Here is a 15,918-nt window from a genome sequence, read left to right on the forward strand (position 1 = left end):
CGCGGCCTCACGCGGACGGCGCCGATGCGAACGCGTAGCCGTTCTTGCCGTTGCGCTTGACGGTGTACATCGTGTCGTCGGCAGCGGCGACGAGCCGCCAGTAATCGTTGACGCGATCCGGAAAGCTCGCGATGCCGATGCTGGCGCGCACGATCGACAGCCCCATCTGCGCATCGGTTTCGCCGACGCACGCGATGATTCTCTGTGCGATCACGGCCAGTTCGCCATCGCTGGAAAACTCGCGCACGAGCAGCGCGAATTCGTCCCCGCCAATGCGCGCGACCAGGTCGCCGCCGCGCACCGCCTGACGGAAACGCCGCGACACCGCGATCAGAAACTCATCGCCGATGCGGTGGCCGTGCGTGTCGTTCACGCGCTTGAAGCCGTCGAGATCGATATACAGGACCGCGATGCGCGCCGACCCGCCGCGCGCGCCGCTCGCGAGCGCGTTCGCCGCTTCCTCCAGCGCCGCGAAGAGCTTGCGGCGGTTGGGCAGGCCGGTCATCGGATCGTGCAGCGACGCCTGCTCGAACTCGTTGGAAATGCCGAGAAGCTGCCGATTGCGTTTCGCATACATGCCGAGCGCGGTGATGAGCACGCCGAACACGATCGCAGACAGCGCGATCAGCGTATGCGACACGCTCAGAATGCGCTCGCGCACGTCGCTGGTCGCGCGTTCGCGTTCGTTGCGCCACCAGGCGTAGGTCGAATCGAGCGCGGAACTCGCCTCGCCCAGCGCGGCGGCGGGCGAGAGCACGGCGAAGGGCAGGGACGGCGCGGGCATCGGACTCGACGACACCAGCGCGCGCAGCGCCGCAAGCCGCGCGGCCAGCTCGATGCGCGCCTCGCGATAGGCGGTCTGATGCCGGGTATCGTCGGGGGGCGTGTTCTGCAGGGAGAGCGCGGCTGCGCGGGCAGTGTCGGCGCGCTCGACCGCTTCGAGCACGAGCCCGACATACTCCTGCTGCAATTGCGCCGAGAAGATCGCGCGAACCTGCAGCGCCAGGAAGAGCAGGCCGATCAGCAGCAGCAACAACGCGGCGCCCGCGAGCGGCGCCGGGCCGGGCACGCGCACGCGCTGGAGCGCGCGCCGCACGCGGCTCGCCAGCGTCCCCTCAGGGACGGGAATACTCCTCTCGCTGACGGTTCGGGACATTGTGTCGATAGCTCACTCGATGAAAGAACGCACCCATGCGGGCGAAAAGGCCGCCTTCGGGTTTCGCGTGCGCTTGTTGCGCCTGCTGTGTCTGGCGTTTGCGCGCCTGCGCGTATTGATCGCCGCGATCGCCGCGATCGCCGCGATCGCCGCGATTGACGCGATCGGCGGCGACGCGCTGTGTCGCCGACGGATTGCCGCGGCGTTGCACGGCGGCGCTTTGCACGGGCGCGACGGGCGATCCGTCGGCCTGTAACGCTTGTTGCGCTTGTCCATCCGTGCCGGCATCGGCGGTCGTGATCTCGTCGGTGGCGTCGGGCGTAGGCGCATTGTCCGCGAGCGAGGCGGTGTCGACGGGCGCGGGCGCGTCGTTCGACGCGTAGGGCATCGCGTTGCCGGGCAGCGTCAGCGGCGTCTCCACGACACCCGCCGATTGCGTTTGTGCGGCGATCGCGGGCTGGTCCATGCCGAGCGTGCGGCGCGCGCTCGCCATCGCTTCGGCATAGACGCGCTGGTCGTGGTTGAACCACATGCCGTAGGCGACGGTGCCGAGCACGCCGATGCCGAGCGCGGTGGCCGACGCCATCCACAGCGCGAGACGCCCGAAGCGCAGCGGCGCGCGCATGGGGCCGCGGTCATCATCGAAATCGATTGCAGGCTCGGGCAAGTGAGTGACAGTGGGATCATTCGCAGGACTCGCGCGTTCCGCGATGCTCTCTTCGGGTAGCTTTGCGTGCTGAGGCATGACAGCGCTCTCCAGAACGTATTCGTCAGACAGCGGACCAGCGCGGACGCACGGCGCGCGCTCGGCCCGGTGCTTCACCTCGCGCGTCCCATCATATGAAGAAATAAACGCGATGCGGCTTCGTCGGACGTAACAGCCGGGTGCCGGTTCAGCATCCGCTGCCGGCCCTTTTTTGCCAAACAATGTAACTCGCACCACACACCGCCACAATCAGGGGCAGCGATGACGCGTCGATACCAAGACGCGGATCATCGCGCTTCACGCGCGGCAAAGCGGGCTCAGGCGACGCCCGGACGGCCGGTGCACGGCGATTACACCGCATCGCGCCATGAAACGGCGAGGCAGGTTCGGCAGTTATTACAGCATTCTTCGTTCCTGCCCTGGTTTGATGTGCCGTGCATGCATCATTCTTCAGAGGAAGTTCCCGCGCGTATGTGAGATTGCGCACATACGAATGACGCGAGGCCGCGAACGTGGAACGCGGGCAACACCCGGTTATCCCCGCCTGGACAAAACGACGAGCGCGATGCCGCCGAGGATCGCGGCCGAGCTCGCCACGAGCCGCGCCGTGAGCGTCTCGCCGAGCAGCAGCACGCCGCCCGCCGCCGTGATGACCGGCACGCTCAGTTGCACGGTGGCCGCCGTGGCGCGCTTCAGTCCTTTCAGGGCCGCGTACCAGACGACGTAGCCGAGCCCCGAAGTCAGCGCGCCCGATGCGGCGGCGTAGGCGAAGCCGGCGATATCGAAGCGCGCGTGCGCAAATGCGAACGCCGACACGGCGACGGCGAAGGGCAGCGCCCGCAGGAAATTGCCCGCGGTCGCGGCGACGGGATCGGACTGGCCGCGTCCGCGCAGCGAGTAGACGCCCCAGCCGATGCCCGCCGTAACCATCAGCGACGACGACACCGGTTCGGGCGCGGCGAGCCCCGGCAGCACGAGCCATACGAGACCGGCGAGCGCGAGCAGCAGGCCGAGCCATTGTGCCGGTGCAAGGCGCTCGCCGGTCGCGATGCCGTAGCCGATCATCGTCGCCTGCACCGCGCCGAACAGCAGCAGCGCGCCGGTGCCCGCCGCGAGCTGAACGTACGCATAGGAGAACGTGACCGCATACACGATCAGCGCGAGCGCCGACGCCCAGCTTCCGGCGCTGCGCGCGTCACGGCGATCCGCGCCGCCGCGCGCGAGCAGAATGATCCACAGCACGAGCGCCGCCGAGCCGATGCGCACGAGCGTGAAACTCGCGGCCTCGATCGGCGTGCCTCTGAGCGCGAGACGGCACAGCAGCGAGTTGCCGGCGAAGGCGAGCATGGCGATGACAGTGAGCACGACAACGCGCGCGCCGTGCGAAGACGGCGAGGATGAGGCGGCATCGGAGGTGATTTTGGACATCGGCGGCGCTCGGCGGGGGCGCATCACTGTAGCGCACACGCGTTCCGATGACATGCTGCGCTGCTTCAATCCGTGGTGAAGGGTTGGGGCGGCACATCGCTCGCGGTGCCGAAGCGCTCGAATTCGGAGATGACCTGCGCGCCGAACAGCAGCAGCGTCGCGAGCGCTTCGAGGCTGAACAGCACGATGATCGACGTCGTCAGCGACCCGTAGACGACGCTCACCTGCGAGAGCGTCGCGAAGTACCACACGAGCACGTGCCGCGTGATTTCCCAGAGCACGGCGGCCGTCACGCTGCCGAGCAGCGCGAGCCGCAGCGAGGGCCTGCCGACGGGCATCACGAGATAGATCGATGTCAGCACGAAGATCTCGCCCGCGACGCCGAGCAGATAGAGCAGCAGCCGCGACACGCCCTTGAGCGAGACCTCGACGCCGAGCAGATCGATGCTGTTGCTGCCCATCGCTTGCAGGCCGTTCGACACGAGCGTGACGATCAGCATGCCGACGCCGAGAAACAGGATGTAGCAGTAAGGCAGGAGCGCGGAGAGCAGAAAGTGCCGCCGCCTGATCGCGACGCGATGCACGAAGATCACCGACATCGCGTTTTCCAGCACGGTGAAGGCGAGCGAGCTGAAAAAGATCATCGTGACGAGCAGAAGCCAGCCGAGCACCGCGCGATGGGCGAGAAAATTCGCGAGCTCGCGCACGATCGCGCGCGCCTGGCCCGGCACGAGCCATTCGAGCAGATGCGCGAGCGTATCGAGCAATTCCTGCTGTCCGACGAATTTCGACAGCACGATCACCATCAAGATCAGCAGCGGCACGATGGACAGCAGCGCGTAGTACGCCACCGCGCCCGCGAGCAGCAAGCCCTGATTGGCGCGAAAGGCTTTCACGGTGCGCATCGCGAAGTCGAACGGATGGCGCGCGACGCTTCTCACCTGCGGGCCCAGCACGGGGCCGAGAATCTTCGACATGGAACCTCCGCGGCGCGAACGCTGCGTATCCTTGCCAAACGAGCAAGATCCGCACCCGTGGCGCAGGCCCGATGCCGCCTCAGCCCGGCCGGCGCGCCTCGCTGCGTGCGGCCGCCTGCTGTGCGGCTTCCTCGAACGCGAGATCGAGGATGATGTCGACTTCGCGCGCCGGCAGGTCGGCCGCATCGACGTTGCGCAGCCGGCAAAAGAGCGCGAGCGCCTCGGCTGCGGCGGCGAAGGCGTTGTTCATGTCCCGGGCGTGAAGGCGTTTTTTTCTCATGATCACCATAACGGCAAGCGCACGGCCGGACTTTAACGTGCCGCCGCGCAGCACACGCGGTTTCACGTTTCGCGTTTTGATGGATTACTCTAGGTGCATAACTCGGGCCCGTCGAAGGCACTGGAGGACATCATGGCCGCATCCCACGCAACCTCCGCCGCCGACGCCGCCGCGCTCGGCGCCGACGCCGAAATCGTCAACGCCGACGAACGCCTCTACAACCACGATCTCGCGCCCGTGCCGCGCGCGAAGCGCACCTGGACCGGCTACAGCATATTCGCGATGTGGATGTCGGACGTGCACAGCGTCGGCGGCTATACCTTCGCCGCGAGCCTCTTCCTGCTCGGCATCTCGGGATGGCAGGTGCTGCTCGCGCTCACCATCGGCATTCTGATCGTCTATGTGCTGATGAACTGGGTCGGCAAGCCGAGCCTCAGGCACGGCATTCCGTTTCCGGTGATGGCGCGCGTCTCGATGGGCGTGATGGGCGCGAATCTCGCCGCGCTGATTCGCGGCGTGGTCGGCATCGTGTGGTACGGGGTGCAGACGTATTTCGCGTCGAAGGCCGTCGCGACATTGCTCTTGCTGTTCGTTCCGTCCGTCGCCGCATGGCGCGACACGAGCTTTCTCAGACTCGACATGCTCGGCTGGGTGAGCTTCCTGTTCATGTGGCTGTTGCAGCTCATCATCTTTCAGCGCGGCATGGAGATCATCCGCAAGTTCATCGATTTTTGCGGACCGGCGGTGTATGTCGTGATGTTCGTGCTGATGGGATGGATTCTCTATCGCGCGGGACTCGGCAGCCTGAATCTCACGCTCTCGGGCAAGGTGTTGAACGGCGACGAGCAATTGCATGCGATGGTCAACGCGATCCTGCTCGTCGTGAGCTACTTCGCCGCGCTCTTGCTGAACTTCGGCGACTTCTCGCGCTTCGCCAAAAGCGAGCGGCAGATGAAGATCGGCAATTTCCTCGGGCTGCCGTTCAATTTCGTCGCGTTTGCGATCATCACCGTGATCGTCACGGCGGGCAGCGAAAAGGTGTTCGGCACGATGATCATGGACCCGGTCGAGATCGTCTCGCGCATCGAAAACAAAGTGTGGGTGGCGATCGGCAGCATCACGTTCATCATCGCGACGATGGGCATCAATATCGTCGCGAACTTCGTGTCGCCGGCGTACGACATCGCCAATCTCTTTCCGAAGCACGTGGACTTCAAGAAGGGCGGCCTGATCGCATCGATACTCGCGGTGCTCGTGTGCCCGTGGATCTTCGTCGACAGCCCGAAGGCGATCACGATTTTCGTGTCCGTGTTCGGCGCCGTGCTCGCGCCGATGTACGGCGTGATGATGTCCGACTACTACCTCGTCAAGCGCCAGCAGGTGAGAACCGCCGAGCTCTACACGATGCAGCCCGGCGGACGCTTCTACTACGACGGCGGCTGGAACAAGGTCGGGCTCGCCGCGCTGATCGTATCGGGCGTGATCTCGGTCGGCTGGGAACTGTCGACGCAGATGCTCAAGCTGCTGCCGCCGAACAATCTCGGCTGGTTGATCGGCGCGGCGGTGGGCGCGCTGCTCTATGTCGTCTTCATGCGCATGGGGAACCGCAAATAGGCGGCTTCATTTGAGCCACTTGCGCACGTCCTGCTCCCATTCGGGCTGGCCGCAGTTCGGCGGATTTTCCGGCCCGAGCACGGTGATATAGCCCTTGTCCTTCATGCACGCTTCATAGGCGCGCACCTGCGTGCAACGGCCCGCGCCGGCTTTTTTCGCGGCGGCCTTGCACGCGGACATCGAATTGTCCATGCCGCTGAAATCGGCGTCGCCGTCGTTGTTCCATGCGGGCGGGTTTGCGCTCGCCGAGAACTCGACAGGCGTGCTGCACGCGGCAAGCGCGAACGCGGCGGCGGGAACAAGGCACGAGCGGAAGAATCGATTCATCTGCCTGAACTCCTTTTTCTTAAGCTCTTGTTGAAGGTGCGCGATCCGCCGCCTATTATTCCCCGCTGTCGTCGGCGCGTCGCGCTTTTTCTTCCGCCGGATATTCTCGAACCCGCCCGGAGCCATGATGATCACGCCCTTCGTCCGTGCCGTGTCGTCGTGTCTTGCCGTCGCCGCGTTGTCGAACGCTTCGCCCGTGTTCGCCGACGATGTGTCCTTCGGCCAGAACCAGCTCTGCGGCTTGCAGACCGCCCGGCCGGACGGCAATCCCGCCTTGCAGGTGAAAACCGTGCAGGGCAGGAACGGCCCGATCGGCTATGCGCGATTCGGGCGCGGCACGCCGCTGCTGCTCATCACGGGCTATCGCGCGACGCTCGGCGAATGGAATGCGTACTTTCTCGGCGAACTCGCGAAGCATCATGAGGTCATCGTGTTCGACAACCGCGGCGTCGGACGTTCGATGCCGATCGAAGGGCGTTACGGCCCCGGCTACAGCATCCGCGACATGGCCGCCGATGCCGCCGATGTCATCACGGGCCTTAAGCTTTCCCGCGTGAACGTAGTCGGCTGGTCGATGGGCGGCATGATCGCGCAACGGCTCGCGCTCGATGTCCCCGGCAAGGTCGAATCCCTCACGCTGATCGCGACCGCGCCGCCGGGGCCGGACGCGGTGCCGCTCACGCCCGAGGTGCAGCGCGTGCTGTCGAGCTCGGGCGCGGAGGCGTTCCCGAAAATCATGAGCGCGCTCTTTCCCGCCGATGCCGTCGCGGATGCGTCGAAGTGCTTTGTCGGCGACATGTTCGCGCCGCGCGGCTACAAGGGCCGGCCCGTGCCCGACGCCGTCGCGGACCAGCAGAATCGCGCGATGACGCATTGGTTCGCCGATGCCGCCGCCGCCGATGCGTTGCGCCGCTCGCCGGTGCGCACGTTGATCGTCGCGGGCGCGAACGACGATGTCCTCGCCGACGCCAACGCGCGCCGTCTCGAACAGATCATTCCGCGCGCGACGCTCGACGTGGTCGCGGACGCCGGACACGCGCTGATGTTCCAGTATCCGATCGAGCTCGCGCGGCATATCGATGCGTTCGTATCGAAGTGATTCACGCGCGCCGCGCTTCCCACAGCAGCCACGCCGCCGCGATGCCCATGCCGCCGAATGTGAGCGGGCCGCCCGGCCAAGCATGCGTCCTGAAGATCGCGATGCCGAAGCTCGCGATCACGAGCAACACGAGCGGCGGCCACGAACGTCCTTCCTGCCGTAGCGCGACGGCGGCCGCCGCGGCGCCCACGCTCAGCGCGGACGAGCCCAGCGCCGCGAGCAGCGGCAGTGCGAGCGTCGGTGCGCTCCCGACCACCGGATGCGTCCAGATCGTCTCGATCGCCATGCGCCATGCGTTCATGTCGCCGGAGGCACGCGCCGCTTCGACGAATATGCCGATGACGATGCCCGCAGCCGTATCGAACGCGATATAGCTCGTCGCGAACACGAACATCGCGATGCGGCAAAGCGTCGGCGCGATGCCGTGCAGATCGCGCACCAGCGCGGCGACGGCGATGCCCGCGAGCGCGAACAGCGGTATCTGCGCGTAATGCACGGCGAGCCACAGGTTGACATCGAGCCGCATCAGATCGTGCGGCTGCGGATGAAACATCTCGACGGCGGCGAGCGCGACGAGCGCGGCGGGAATCATCACGATATCCGCTGCATGAGGCCACACAGGATGAAGAGAAGCGTTCACGACGCCTCCACGAACTGTCTCGTCGTCATCGGAGCGATATGCGATCGATCGCCGCCTGACCGCATCGAAGAAATGGTACTGCTTCGCAGGCGCCGTATCGCATGTGTCGAAGCGAAAACGTTTGCCGATCCATAGCGCACGAAACGCAGACGTTTTGGCTTGTCAGGGCATTTGCGCGCCCGTCATACTGTCGCGCAATCGCGATGCGAAAGCACTCACGTCGATAACTAAAAGAGAGCCCGGGGAAACCATCATGAAGTCACGCTTCACTGCCGTTCATCTGCGTCCGGTCGAGCTGGCCGATCCGCATCTCGCGCATCTGTACATGGAATGCGCCGATGCCGAAGCGCGCCTGTCGGGGGCGAGCAAGCTCGCGGCGGCGGCCGTGTACGAAGTCCGCGAGAAAACGCTCGACAGGCTGTGGTCGCGTCTCGACGCGCTCGACCCGAAACTGTGCCGCGAACTGAAGCACGCGGTGCAGGACTGGCACGACATCGCGGTGAAGCTGCGCGGCGGCGAGTGATTTGAGACGATCGAGCAGCGCAACGAGACGCTGCGACATTCGCGCGGAAGACCTTCGCCGCTAACCTTTCTCCAACGACGCAACGAGAGCGCAACCGCGTTTTCGACGGAATTCAAGGAGAAGGGCAATGAACAGCAACAACGGTACGAACAACCGCGCACCGATGCCGGTCGCGTTCTTCGGCATCGCCGTCGGTTCGCTCGCGCTCGCGGGCGCATGGCGCGCGGCGGCCCGGGTATGGACGATGATTCCCGATGCGGCGCCCGCGCTGTTGACGGCGGGCGCGCTCGTCGTCTGGGTCGCGCTGCTCGCCGCCTATGGGCGCAAGTGGCTCGTCGCGCGCGATGCGGCCATCGCGGAGCTGCGTCATCCGGTGCAGTCTTCGTTCGTGGCGCTCGTGCCGGTGTCGGCGATGCTCGCCGCGCAAGCCGTGCAGGCTTACTCGCGCGGCGTTGCTATCGCGCTATTCGCAATCGGCCTGGCCAGTTCGCTTGCGCTCGGCGCGTATCTGCAAGGGCGATTCTGGCAGGGCGGCCGCAAGCCCGAGCAGACCACGCCGGCCATCTATCTGCCGACGGTCGCGCCGAGCTTCGTCGCGGGAACCGCGGCGGCGGGACTCGGCTTCGCGCAGATCGGCATGTTGCTGTTCGGCGCGGGCGTGTTCTCATGGCTCGCCCTCGAATCGATCGTGCTGCATCGCGCCGCCGTGCATGAGCCGCTGCCCGACGCGTTGCGTCCGAGCCTCGGCATTCAGCTTGCGCCGCCGGTCGTCGGAGGCGTGTCGTATCTCGCGATCACGCATGGCGCGCCGGATACGTTCGCCTACATGCTGCTCGGCTATGGCCTTTATCAGGCGCTGATGCTCGCGCGTCTCGTGCCGTGGATCCGTCAACATGCGTTCACGCCTTCGTACTGGGCGTTCAGCTTCGGCGCGGCCGCATTGCCGACGATGGCGATCCGCATGCTCGAACGCGGCGCGACGGGGCCGATGACGTGGATCGCGCCGGTGGCGTTCGTCGCGGCGAACGTGGTGATCGGTCTCATGATCGCGGGCACGGTGCGGGCGATGGTGCGAGGCGAACTGCTGCCGGCCGCCGCACCCTCGACGCAATCGAGCCGAGCCGCTGTCACGCCGATCAACGGCAACGTGCGCTCCATCGAACGGCGTGCGGTCGCGGCATCGCGTTGAGCTTCGCTGCAACCGAATGACGATGCGACGACCGGCGGGACATTACAAGGTCAACACTTCGCCCGCTCGCAACGCACGCAGCGAAACATGCGGCAACGCGGCGCGCAGCTCCTTAAGGATCTGCGCGCCGTGCGGCGGTTTCAGATGCGAGATCAGCAACTCCGCGTTCATCTGCACGCCGCGCAGATCATCGGCGATGAGCGTCGGGCAATAGTGATGCGCCGCATGCGCCAGCGCGATCTGCGCATCGGGGAACGCGGTTTCGACGATCACATGACGCAAGCCGGGTAACACGCACACCGCGGCCCAGAACGCGGGATTGGTCGTCGTATCGCCGCTGAATGCGAGGCAGCCCTGCGCGCTCGATACCGCGAAGCCCATCGACGGCACCGTATGCCGCGCGGGCAACGCCGTCACGGTGCGTCCGTCCAGCATGAAACGCTCGCCGGTCTCGAACGCTTCGAAACGCACGCCCGGCGCATCGGGAGAAGGAATGCGCGTGAAATCCGGCCAGATCAGATTGTTGAAGATATGCGCCTGAAGGATGTCGAGCGTCGCGCGGCTCGCGTGGACGGTGAGCGGCGCGTCGCGCGCATCGCCCACGGCATCGATCATCAGCGGCAGAAAGGCGAGGTGGTCCAGATGCGAATGCGTGAGAAAAACATGATCGATGCGCGCGAGCTCGTCGTCGGAGAGCACGGCGACGCCCGTGCCGGCATCGATCATGATGTCGTGATCGACGAGCAGCGCCGTCGTGCCGCCCGGGTCGCCCGCGTCTTCGCCGCCGCTGCTGATCGCGCCGCTACAGCCGAGTACCCGAACGTTCATGATGCGCCTGCCAGGTTCATTTCGTGTCGAATTCGCTTACGCAATCCCAGTCCTCGGGCAACGCGACGCCGCGCAACGCATCGATACGCTGGCGATACATCGCATACACCTGTCGCTCAGGATACTGCGCCGCGAGCGTTGCGAGTAGCGTTTGCGCCTCGTCCCACTCGCGCGCGCGATAGTGCGCGAGCGCCGCGTGCCAGCGCGCGAGCGCATCGCCGTGTTCGTGCGCCGGTTGCGGCTCGAACACCGCGATCGGCGCGACACGTCCCTTCACGCGCACCCGGTCGATCTCGCGGAACACCATGTCCGGCACCCGCTCGCGCGTGGCCTCGCCGACGATGATGTCGATATCGAAGCGCCGCGTGAGTCCTTCGAGCCGCGCCGCGACGTTCACGGCATCGCCCATCACGGTATAGGCCTTGCGCACGTGCGAGCCCATGTCGCCGACCGTCATCGGCCCCGTGTTGATGCCGATGCCGATCCACAACGTCGGCCAGCCGCGCGCCATCAGCGTGCGGTTCAGCTCGACGAGCGCCGCGCGCATGCCGAGCGCCGCCGCGACCGCGTTTCGCGCGTGATCCGGATCGTCGACGGGCGCGCCCCAGAAGCCCATGATCGCATCGCCGATGTACTTGTCGAGCGTGCCGCGATGCGCGCGGATCACCTCGGTCATCGTGCCCAGATACTCGTTCATCAGCCGCGCGAGCGCTTCCGGCTCCAGCGTCTCGGCGATCGCCGTGAAGCCGAGCACGTCGCAAAAGAGCACGGTCAGCTCGGCGCGGCGGCCCGCCATGCTGTAGTCCTCGGGATGGCGGCTCATCTCCTCGACGAGCTCGGGTGGCACGTATTGCCCGAAGAGCGCGGCGAAACGGCGTTTCGCGCGCGCCTCGACGAAATAACCGTACGACATGTTGAGCACGTAGAGCGCGAGCACGGCGAGCAGCGTCGAGGCCGCCGGGATCGACCAGCGCAGGCGCGCGAACGCGAAGAGATCCGCCGCGACGATGATCGCGAACAGCGCCGCGCTGAGCAGCGTCGCGCGAGCGGGCATGTGCCAGGGCCAGAGGAAGATCATCGCGAGACCGGCGAGCACGAGCAGCGACGCCTGCAACGCCGACGCGAACGGCGGCTCGAAGCGGATCGTGCCGTCGAGCATGCCGCCGATCAGATTCGCGTTCACTTCCACGCCGGGATAGACCTCGCCGACGGGCGTCGTGCGCTGATCCATCAGGCCCGGCGCCGTGGTGCCGATGAGCGCGATCTTGCCCGCCAGCGCGCCCGCCGGGATGCGCTTCGCGAGCACGTCGGCGATGGAGTAATACGGGAAGCTGCCGGTCGTGCCGCGATAGGGCACGAGCGCCGCGCCGTTCGCATCGACGGGAACGATGCGCGTGCCGCGCGGCGTCGTCAGCGCGAGTCCCGCGAGCGGCGCGGCGGGCGCGGCCGGATCGTCGAACACCGGTGCGACCGACGCGTCGCCGAACAGCGCGCGGATCACTTCGAGCGAGAGCGCGCCGTACACGCCGTCGCGAAATGCGGTGATGAGCGGCACGCGGCGCACGGCGCCGTCGAAATCGATCACCGGATTGAAGTAGCCGGCGCGCTTCGCGGCCTGTTGCAGCGCGGGCAGATTGCCGCCGTAGCTCGTCCAGTCGAAGAGCGTCAGCGGATGCGCGCCGAACGCGCGCACGTGCATCAGCGGCGGGGGAATCGCGCCGCTCGACGCATCCTGATTCGAGAAGTAATAGCCGAGCACGACGGGATGGCCCGCGAGCGCGTCGGCGAAACGCCGGTCGTAGTCGAGGCGCGGCGCGAGGCGCTGGAGCGCTTGCCGGTAAGCGGCGTCGCCCGCCAGCGAGCCGCGCGCGAGTTCGTCGAGCACGGCGAGCCCCGAGCTCGCGTCGGGCTCCGCGAACACCATGTCGAACCCGAGCACGGCGATGCGTTCGCGCGAAAACAGCGTGTCGACGAGCATCGCCATGCGTGCGCGATCCCACGGCCAGCGCCCGAGCTCGGCGAGGCTTTTCTCGTCGATGTCGAGAATCGCGATGCGCGGGTCTGTCGTGCGCGGCATGAACAGACGCACTTTCGCGTCGTAGATCATCGCGTCGAGCGAATCGATGAAACGAATGTCGTAGCGCGACAGTGCGTGCGCCGCGAGCGCGACGACGATCGCCAGCCCGAGCGCCCAGCGCGCGCCCGAGCGTCTCAGCGCAAATGCGAGCGGTTCGCGCGCGCTCATTGCGCGGCCCGGATCTGCTCGTTCGCGACGACGAGCCGCGCCGCCAGCACCCGCGCGACGAACTTGTGCATGCGCGCGGCGAGCGCGGGGTCGTCGCTTTCCAGGCGCCGGAGCGTCGAGAGCGCGAGACGCAGCACGACGGTCGGCTCATCCGCGACCACGTCCGCGCTGCGCCGCGCGCCGGTGTACACCGCCATCTCGCCGACGATCGTGCCCGCGCCGAAGCTGCGCAATCGCAAGGTGCGGCCCTCGTCGACGGAGAGCGCCACCGTCACGCGTCCCGTTTCGACGAAGTAGATCGAATCGCCGGGATCGGCCTGCCGGAACACGTATTCGCCGGGCGCGAGCGCGAGCGTGTCGAGATGCGGACGCAGCGCATCGAGCGTGTCGGGCAGGGTCGACGCGAAGCCGCCAGCGCCCGCTGCACGCAACGCACCCGGCGCTGCGCGCAGCATTTGCGCTTCGATCCATTCGAGACCGCCGTCGAGATCGGCGAATACATGCGGGCCGCTCGCGCCTTTCGAGTCCGTGATGCCTTTGGCGAACCACGCCTTCAGCGCCGGCGACAGCCCGGTCAGCACGAGCTGCGCATTCACGCGCGCGCAGGCCTGCCGCAGCCGCACGAAGCTCGCGGTGCTCGATGCATCGACGCCGTGCACGCGCGCGAAATCGACGAGCACGAAGCGCACGCCGGGGCGCGCATCGGGCGCATCGGCGCGCGCTTCGATGCGCGCGCGGATATGCGTCAGGATCGAATAGGCGGTGCCGAAGAACAGAAACCCTTGCAGCGACACGCCGTAGAGCGTGCGCGCCTGGCTGTCGAGCGCGCGGCCTTCTTCGACGGTGCGCTCGACGTTCGAACGCCGCCCGCGCCCGTCGAATTCGAGGCGAAAGCAGCTCACGCGCCCATAACGCACCACGAACAGCAGACACGCGGCGATCACCCCGAGCAGCACGCCGGCGACGATTCCATACACCGCGATGATCACCATGATCGCGGGGATCAGCAGATAGTCGTGCCACGGCAGACGCCTGAACGAGTTGACGAGCCATTCGTTGAGCATCGCCGCGCCGATGAAGATCTGCAGCCCGACGAGCACCGGCTTCGGCAGCAAGGCCATCAGACTCGGGAAGCCCGCGACCACGACGAGGCAAAAGAGCGCCGCCAGCACGCCCGCGCGCCGGTTCCGGACGCCCAGACGCCAGTTGGTCATCGTGCGCGTCAGCGATTGCGCGCCGACGAGCCCGCCCGCGAGCCCGGTCAGCACGTTGGCGATGCCGGCCGCGCGCATCTCGCGATTGAAGTCGACATCGCGCGATACCGACACGCCGATGCTCGTCGTGTTGAGCAGCACGGTCATCGCCGAGACGGCGGCGACCGCGAGAATCTCCGGGGCCTGAGCGGCGAGCGTCGGCAGCCACGCGTCGTGCAGCAGCGCGAACGGCAGGCGCATGCCGCTGATCGGCTCGTAGTGAAAGAGCAGACCCATGCGGCGCGCGTCTTCCAGACTCTTGCCCGACGCATGCAGCCCGCCGTAGAAGATCGCGATGCCGAGCGCGATCATCGACGGCAACACGATCACGTAGCGCGACAGCGGCGTGATGCGCGTGAGCACGATCAGCCCGAGCCCCACGACGAGCGCGGGCACGCTCGCGAGCCACGGCAGCGCCATGACGATGCCGGGCGTCGCGGCGCTGAAGGGCGCATCGGTCAGTACCCGCAGCGCGCCGCCGAGCAGCAGCAGGCCCGTACCCGCGAGAAACCCGCCGATCACCGGAAACGGGATGTACTGGATCGCATTGCCGCGCTTCCAGTGCGCGAGCGCGAATAGCAGCGCGCCCGTCGTCAGCGATGACATCGCGATCAGCACGAGCACGGTGTCGAGCACGGCGCCGTCGTCGCCGCCCGCGGCATGCACCGACAGCGCGACCGACGAGGCGAGGCCGGCGAGCAGCGCCGTCGCGTTCGAATCCGGCCCGGCGATCATGAAAGGCACCGAGCTCGTGAGCGCGAGCACGAGCGAAACGATCACGCAGCTCAGAAGCGCGGTGGGCATGCCGGCGGAGATCCAGGGCGTGAGGCCCGCCGAGAAGATCATCGCGCCGTAGCTCGCGGCGTAGGCGAGCGCGAGCAGGGCCGTCAGCGCGCCCGCGAGCGCGTCCACGCCGAAGGCGCCCAGCGCCGCGTGGAACTGCGATGCGCGCATGACTCGCGTGTCCCGGCTCGCGTTCTCGCTCATCGCGGCGCTCGCTAACGGCACGCCGCCGACGGCAGCACCGGCGTCACCCGCGATGCCGGGAGCACACCGAAAGGCTGCCGCGCGCTGATGACGATCGCGCCTTCGCCCGCGCGCACGATCTGCCTGTCGACCTGATTGATCACGACGATCTGCCCGTCGTAGACGACGATCTGATCGCCCTTGCAATCCGCGTTGGCGCCGGGCTCGAGGTTCGAGCAATCGGTGACGGAATATTCGGTGCCGCGTATGCCGATGGTCGACGTCGGCGTCTTCACGCGATAGTTCTCCGGCTTGCCTTCCTTCGCGACGAGGCCGTCGACCGCGCGCAATCCGCCTTTGACGAGCGACAGAAAACTGTGGTCTTCCTGCGGCGCGTTCGCCGCGTAGTGGAAATCGTCGACGCGAAACACCGAGCCCGGCTTCAGATACACGCGCTGCTTGTCGGTGAAGATCATCACGATTTCGGAACCGACGCCGGTCTGCACGGTGTCGCCGTTGTCGACGTCGCCGCCCACCGCCGCGACGCGCTGCGCGCCGCTCGCCGATTGAATCGCGACGTTGCCGACCAGCGCCGTGATTTTCGCCACCGGATCGGCCGAAGCAATGCGCGCGGTCATCGCGAGGAAGAGCAGCAGGAGCAAGGGGCGGGCGCGCATCGTGATGAGC

At 66.9% G+C, this 15,918-nt stretch carries 15 protein-coding genes; 4 read left to right on the forward strand and 11 right to left on the reverse strand.

What is annotated here, in order from left to right; all coding sequences use genetic code 11:
* Window positions 1-7: 7 nt before the first annotated feature.
* The 5 genes from U4Y90_RS00080 to U4Y90_RS00100 form a co-directional block, all read right to left on the reverse strand.
* The gene (locus tag U4Y90_RS00080) at window positions 8-1,075 is read right to left on the reverse strand and encodes a GGDEF domain-containing protein (RefSeq protein WP_321792504.1); all 1,068 of its coding nucleotides are present in this window, start codon (window positions 1,073-1,075) and stop codon (window positions 8-10) included.
* A gap of 40 nt (window positions 1,076-1,115) precedes the next feature.
* Complete coding sequence (locus tag U4Y90_RS00085) at window positions 1,116-1,901, reverse strand: hypothetical protein (protein WP_321790962.1); 786 nt, start codon at window positions 1,899-1,901, stop codon at window positions 1,116-1,118.
* A gap of 495 nt (window positions 1,902-2,396) precedes the next feature.
* The gene (locus U4Y90_RS00090; RefSeq protein WP_321790964.1) at window positions 2,397-3,290 is read right to left on the reverse strand and encodes a DMT family transporter; all 894 of its coding nucleotides are present in this window, start codon (window positions 3,288-3,290) and stop codon (window positions 2,397-2,399) included.
* Between the two features lie 65 nt (window positions 3,291-3,355).
* Entirely contained in the window at window positions 3,356-4,267 is a 912-nt protein-coding gene (locus tag U4Y90_RS00095) for a YihY/virulence factor BrkB family protein (RefSeq protein WP_321790965.1), read from the reverse strand.
* Window positions 4,268-4,346: 79 nt separating this feature from the next.
* Window positions 4,347-4,613, reverse strand: a complete 267-nt coding sequence (locus U4Y90_RS00100; RefSeq protein WP_321790967.1) for a hypothetical protein — start codon at window positions 4,611-4,613, stop codon at window positions 4,347-4,349.
* 66 nt (window positions 4,614-4,679) lie between these two features.
* Here U4Y90_RS00100 and U4Y90_RS00105 point away from each other — a divergent pair, with 66 nt between their 5' ends.
* Window positions 4,680-6,161, forward strand: coding sequence for an NCS1 family nucleobase:cation symporter-1 (locus tag U4Y90_RS00105; RefSeq protein WP_321790969.1), 1,482 nt, complete (start codon window positions 4,680-4,682; stop codon window positions 6,159-6,161).
* Window positions 6,162-6,167: 6 nt separating this feature from the next.
* Here U4Y90_RS00105 and U4Y90_RS00110 read toward each other — a convergent pair whose 3' ends face one another.
* Window positions 6,168-6,488, reverse strand: a complete 321-nt coding sequence (locus tag U4Y90_RS00110; protein WP_321790970.1) for a hypothetical protein — start codon at window positions 6,486-6,488, stop codon at window positions 6,168-6,170.
* Between the two features lie 124 nt (window positions 6,489-6,612).
* Here U4Y90_RS00110 and U4Y90_RS00115 point away from each other — a divergent pair, with 124 nt between their 5' ends.
* Window positions 6,613-7,587, forward strand: a complete 975-nt coding sequence (locus U4Y90_RS00115) for an alpha/beta hydrolase (RefSeq protein ID WP_321790972.1) — start codon at window positions 6,613-6,615, stop codon at window positions 7,585-7,587.
* Between the two features lies 1 nt (window position 7,588).
* Here the strand turns inward: U4Y90_RS00115 and U4Y90_RS00120 are convergent, their stop codons facing one another.
* Complete coding sequence (locus U4Y90_RS00120) at window positions 7,589-8,227, reverse strand: hypothetical protein (protein WP_321790974.1); 639 nt, start codon at window positions 8,225-8,227, stop codon at window positions 7,589-7,591.
* A 253-nt stretch (window positions 8,228-8,480) separates the two neighbouring features.
* On the opposite strand from U4Y90_RS00120, the gene U4Y90_RS00125 reads away from it, so the two are divergent.
* Together U4Y90_RS00125 and tehA are read left to right on the forward strand one after the other, a co-directional pair.
* Window positions 8,481-8,750, forward strand: coding sequence for a hypothetical protein (locus tag U4Y90_RS00125; RefSeq protein ID WP_321790976.1), 270 nt, complete (start codon window positions 8,481-8,483; stop codon window positions 8,748-8,750).
* 127 nt (window positions 8,751-8,877) lie between these two features.
* Window positions 8,878-9,939: a dicarboxylate transporter/tellurite-resistance protein TehA gene (gene tehA / locus U4Y90_RS00130; protein ID WP_321790978.1), complete on the forward strand. Its 1,062-nt coding sequence runs from the start codon at window positions 8,878-8,880 to the stop codon at window positions 9,937-9,939.
* Between the two features lie 42 nt (window positions 9,940-9,981).
* On the opposite strand, the gene U4Y90_RS00135 is transcribed toward tehA, so the two are convergent.
* The 4 genes from U4Y90_RS00135 to U4Y90_RS00150 are packed head-to-tail and all read right to left on the reverse strand — an operon-like array spanning window position 9,982 to window position 15,908.
* Complete coding sequence (locus U4Y90_RS00135) at window positions 9,982-10,767, reverse strand: 3',5'-cyclic-nucleotide phosphodiesterase (RefSeq protein ID WP_321790980.1); 786 nt, start codon at window positions 10,765-10,767, stop codon at window positions 9,982-9,984.
* A gap of 16 nt (window positions 10,768-10,783) precedes the next feature.
* The gene (locus U4Y90_RS00140; protein ID WP_321790982.1) at window positions 10,784-13,012 is read right to left on the reverse strand and encodes an adenylate/guanylate cyclase domain-containing protein; all 2,229 of its coding nucleotides are present in this window, start codon (window positions 13,010-13,012) and stop codon (window positions 10,784-10,786) included.
* Window positions 13,009-15,252, reverse strand: coding sequence for an SLC26A/SulP transporter family protein (locus U4Y90_RS00145; RefSeq protein WP_321790984.1), 2,244 nt, complete (start codon window positions 15,250-15,252; stop codon window positions 13,009-13,011). Before U4Y90_RS00145 ends, U4Y90_RS00140 begins: the two co-directional genes overlap by 4 nt.
* Window positions 15,253-15,263: 11 nt before the next feature.
* On the reverse strand, window positions 15,264-15,908 hold the full coding sequence (locus U4Y90_RS00150; RefSeq protein ID WP_321790986.1) for a FecR family protein: 645 nt from the start codon (window positions 15,906-15,908) through the stop codon (window positions 15,264-15,266).
* Window positions 15,909-15,918 lie beyond the last annotated feature (10 nt).

Source organism: Caballeronia sp. J97 (assembly GCF_905220305.1).
Taxonomy (GTDB): domain Bacteria; phylum Pseudomonadota; class Gammaproteobacteria; order Burkholderiales; family Burkholderiaceae; genus Caballeronia.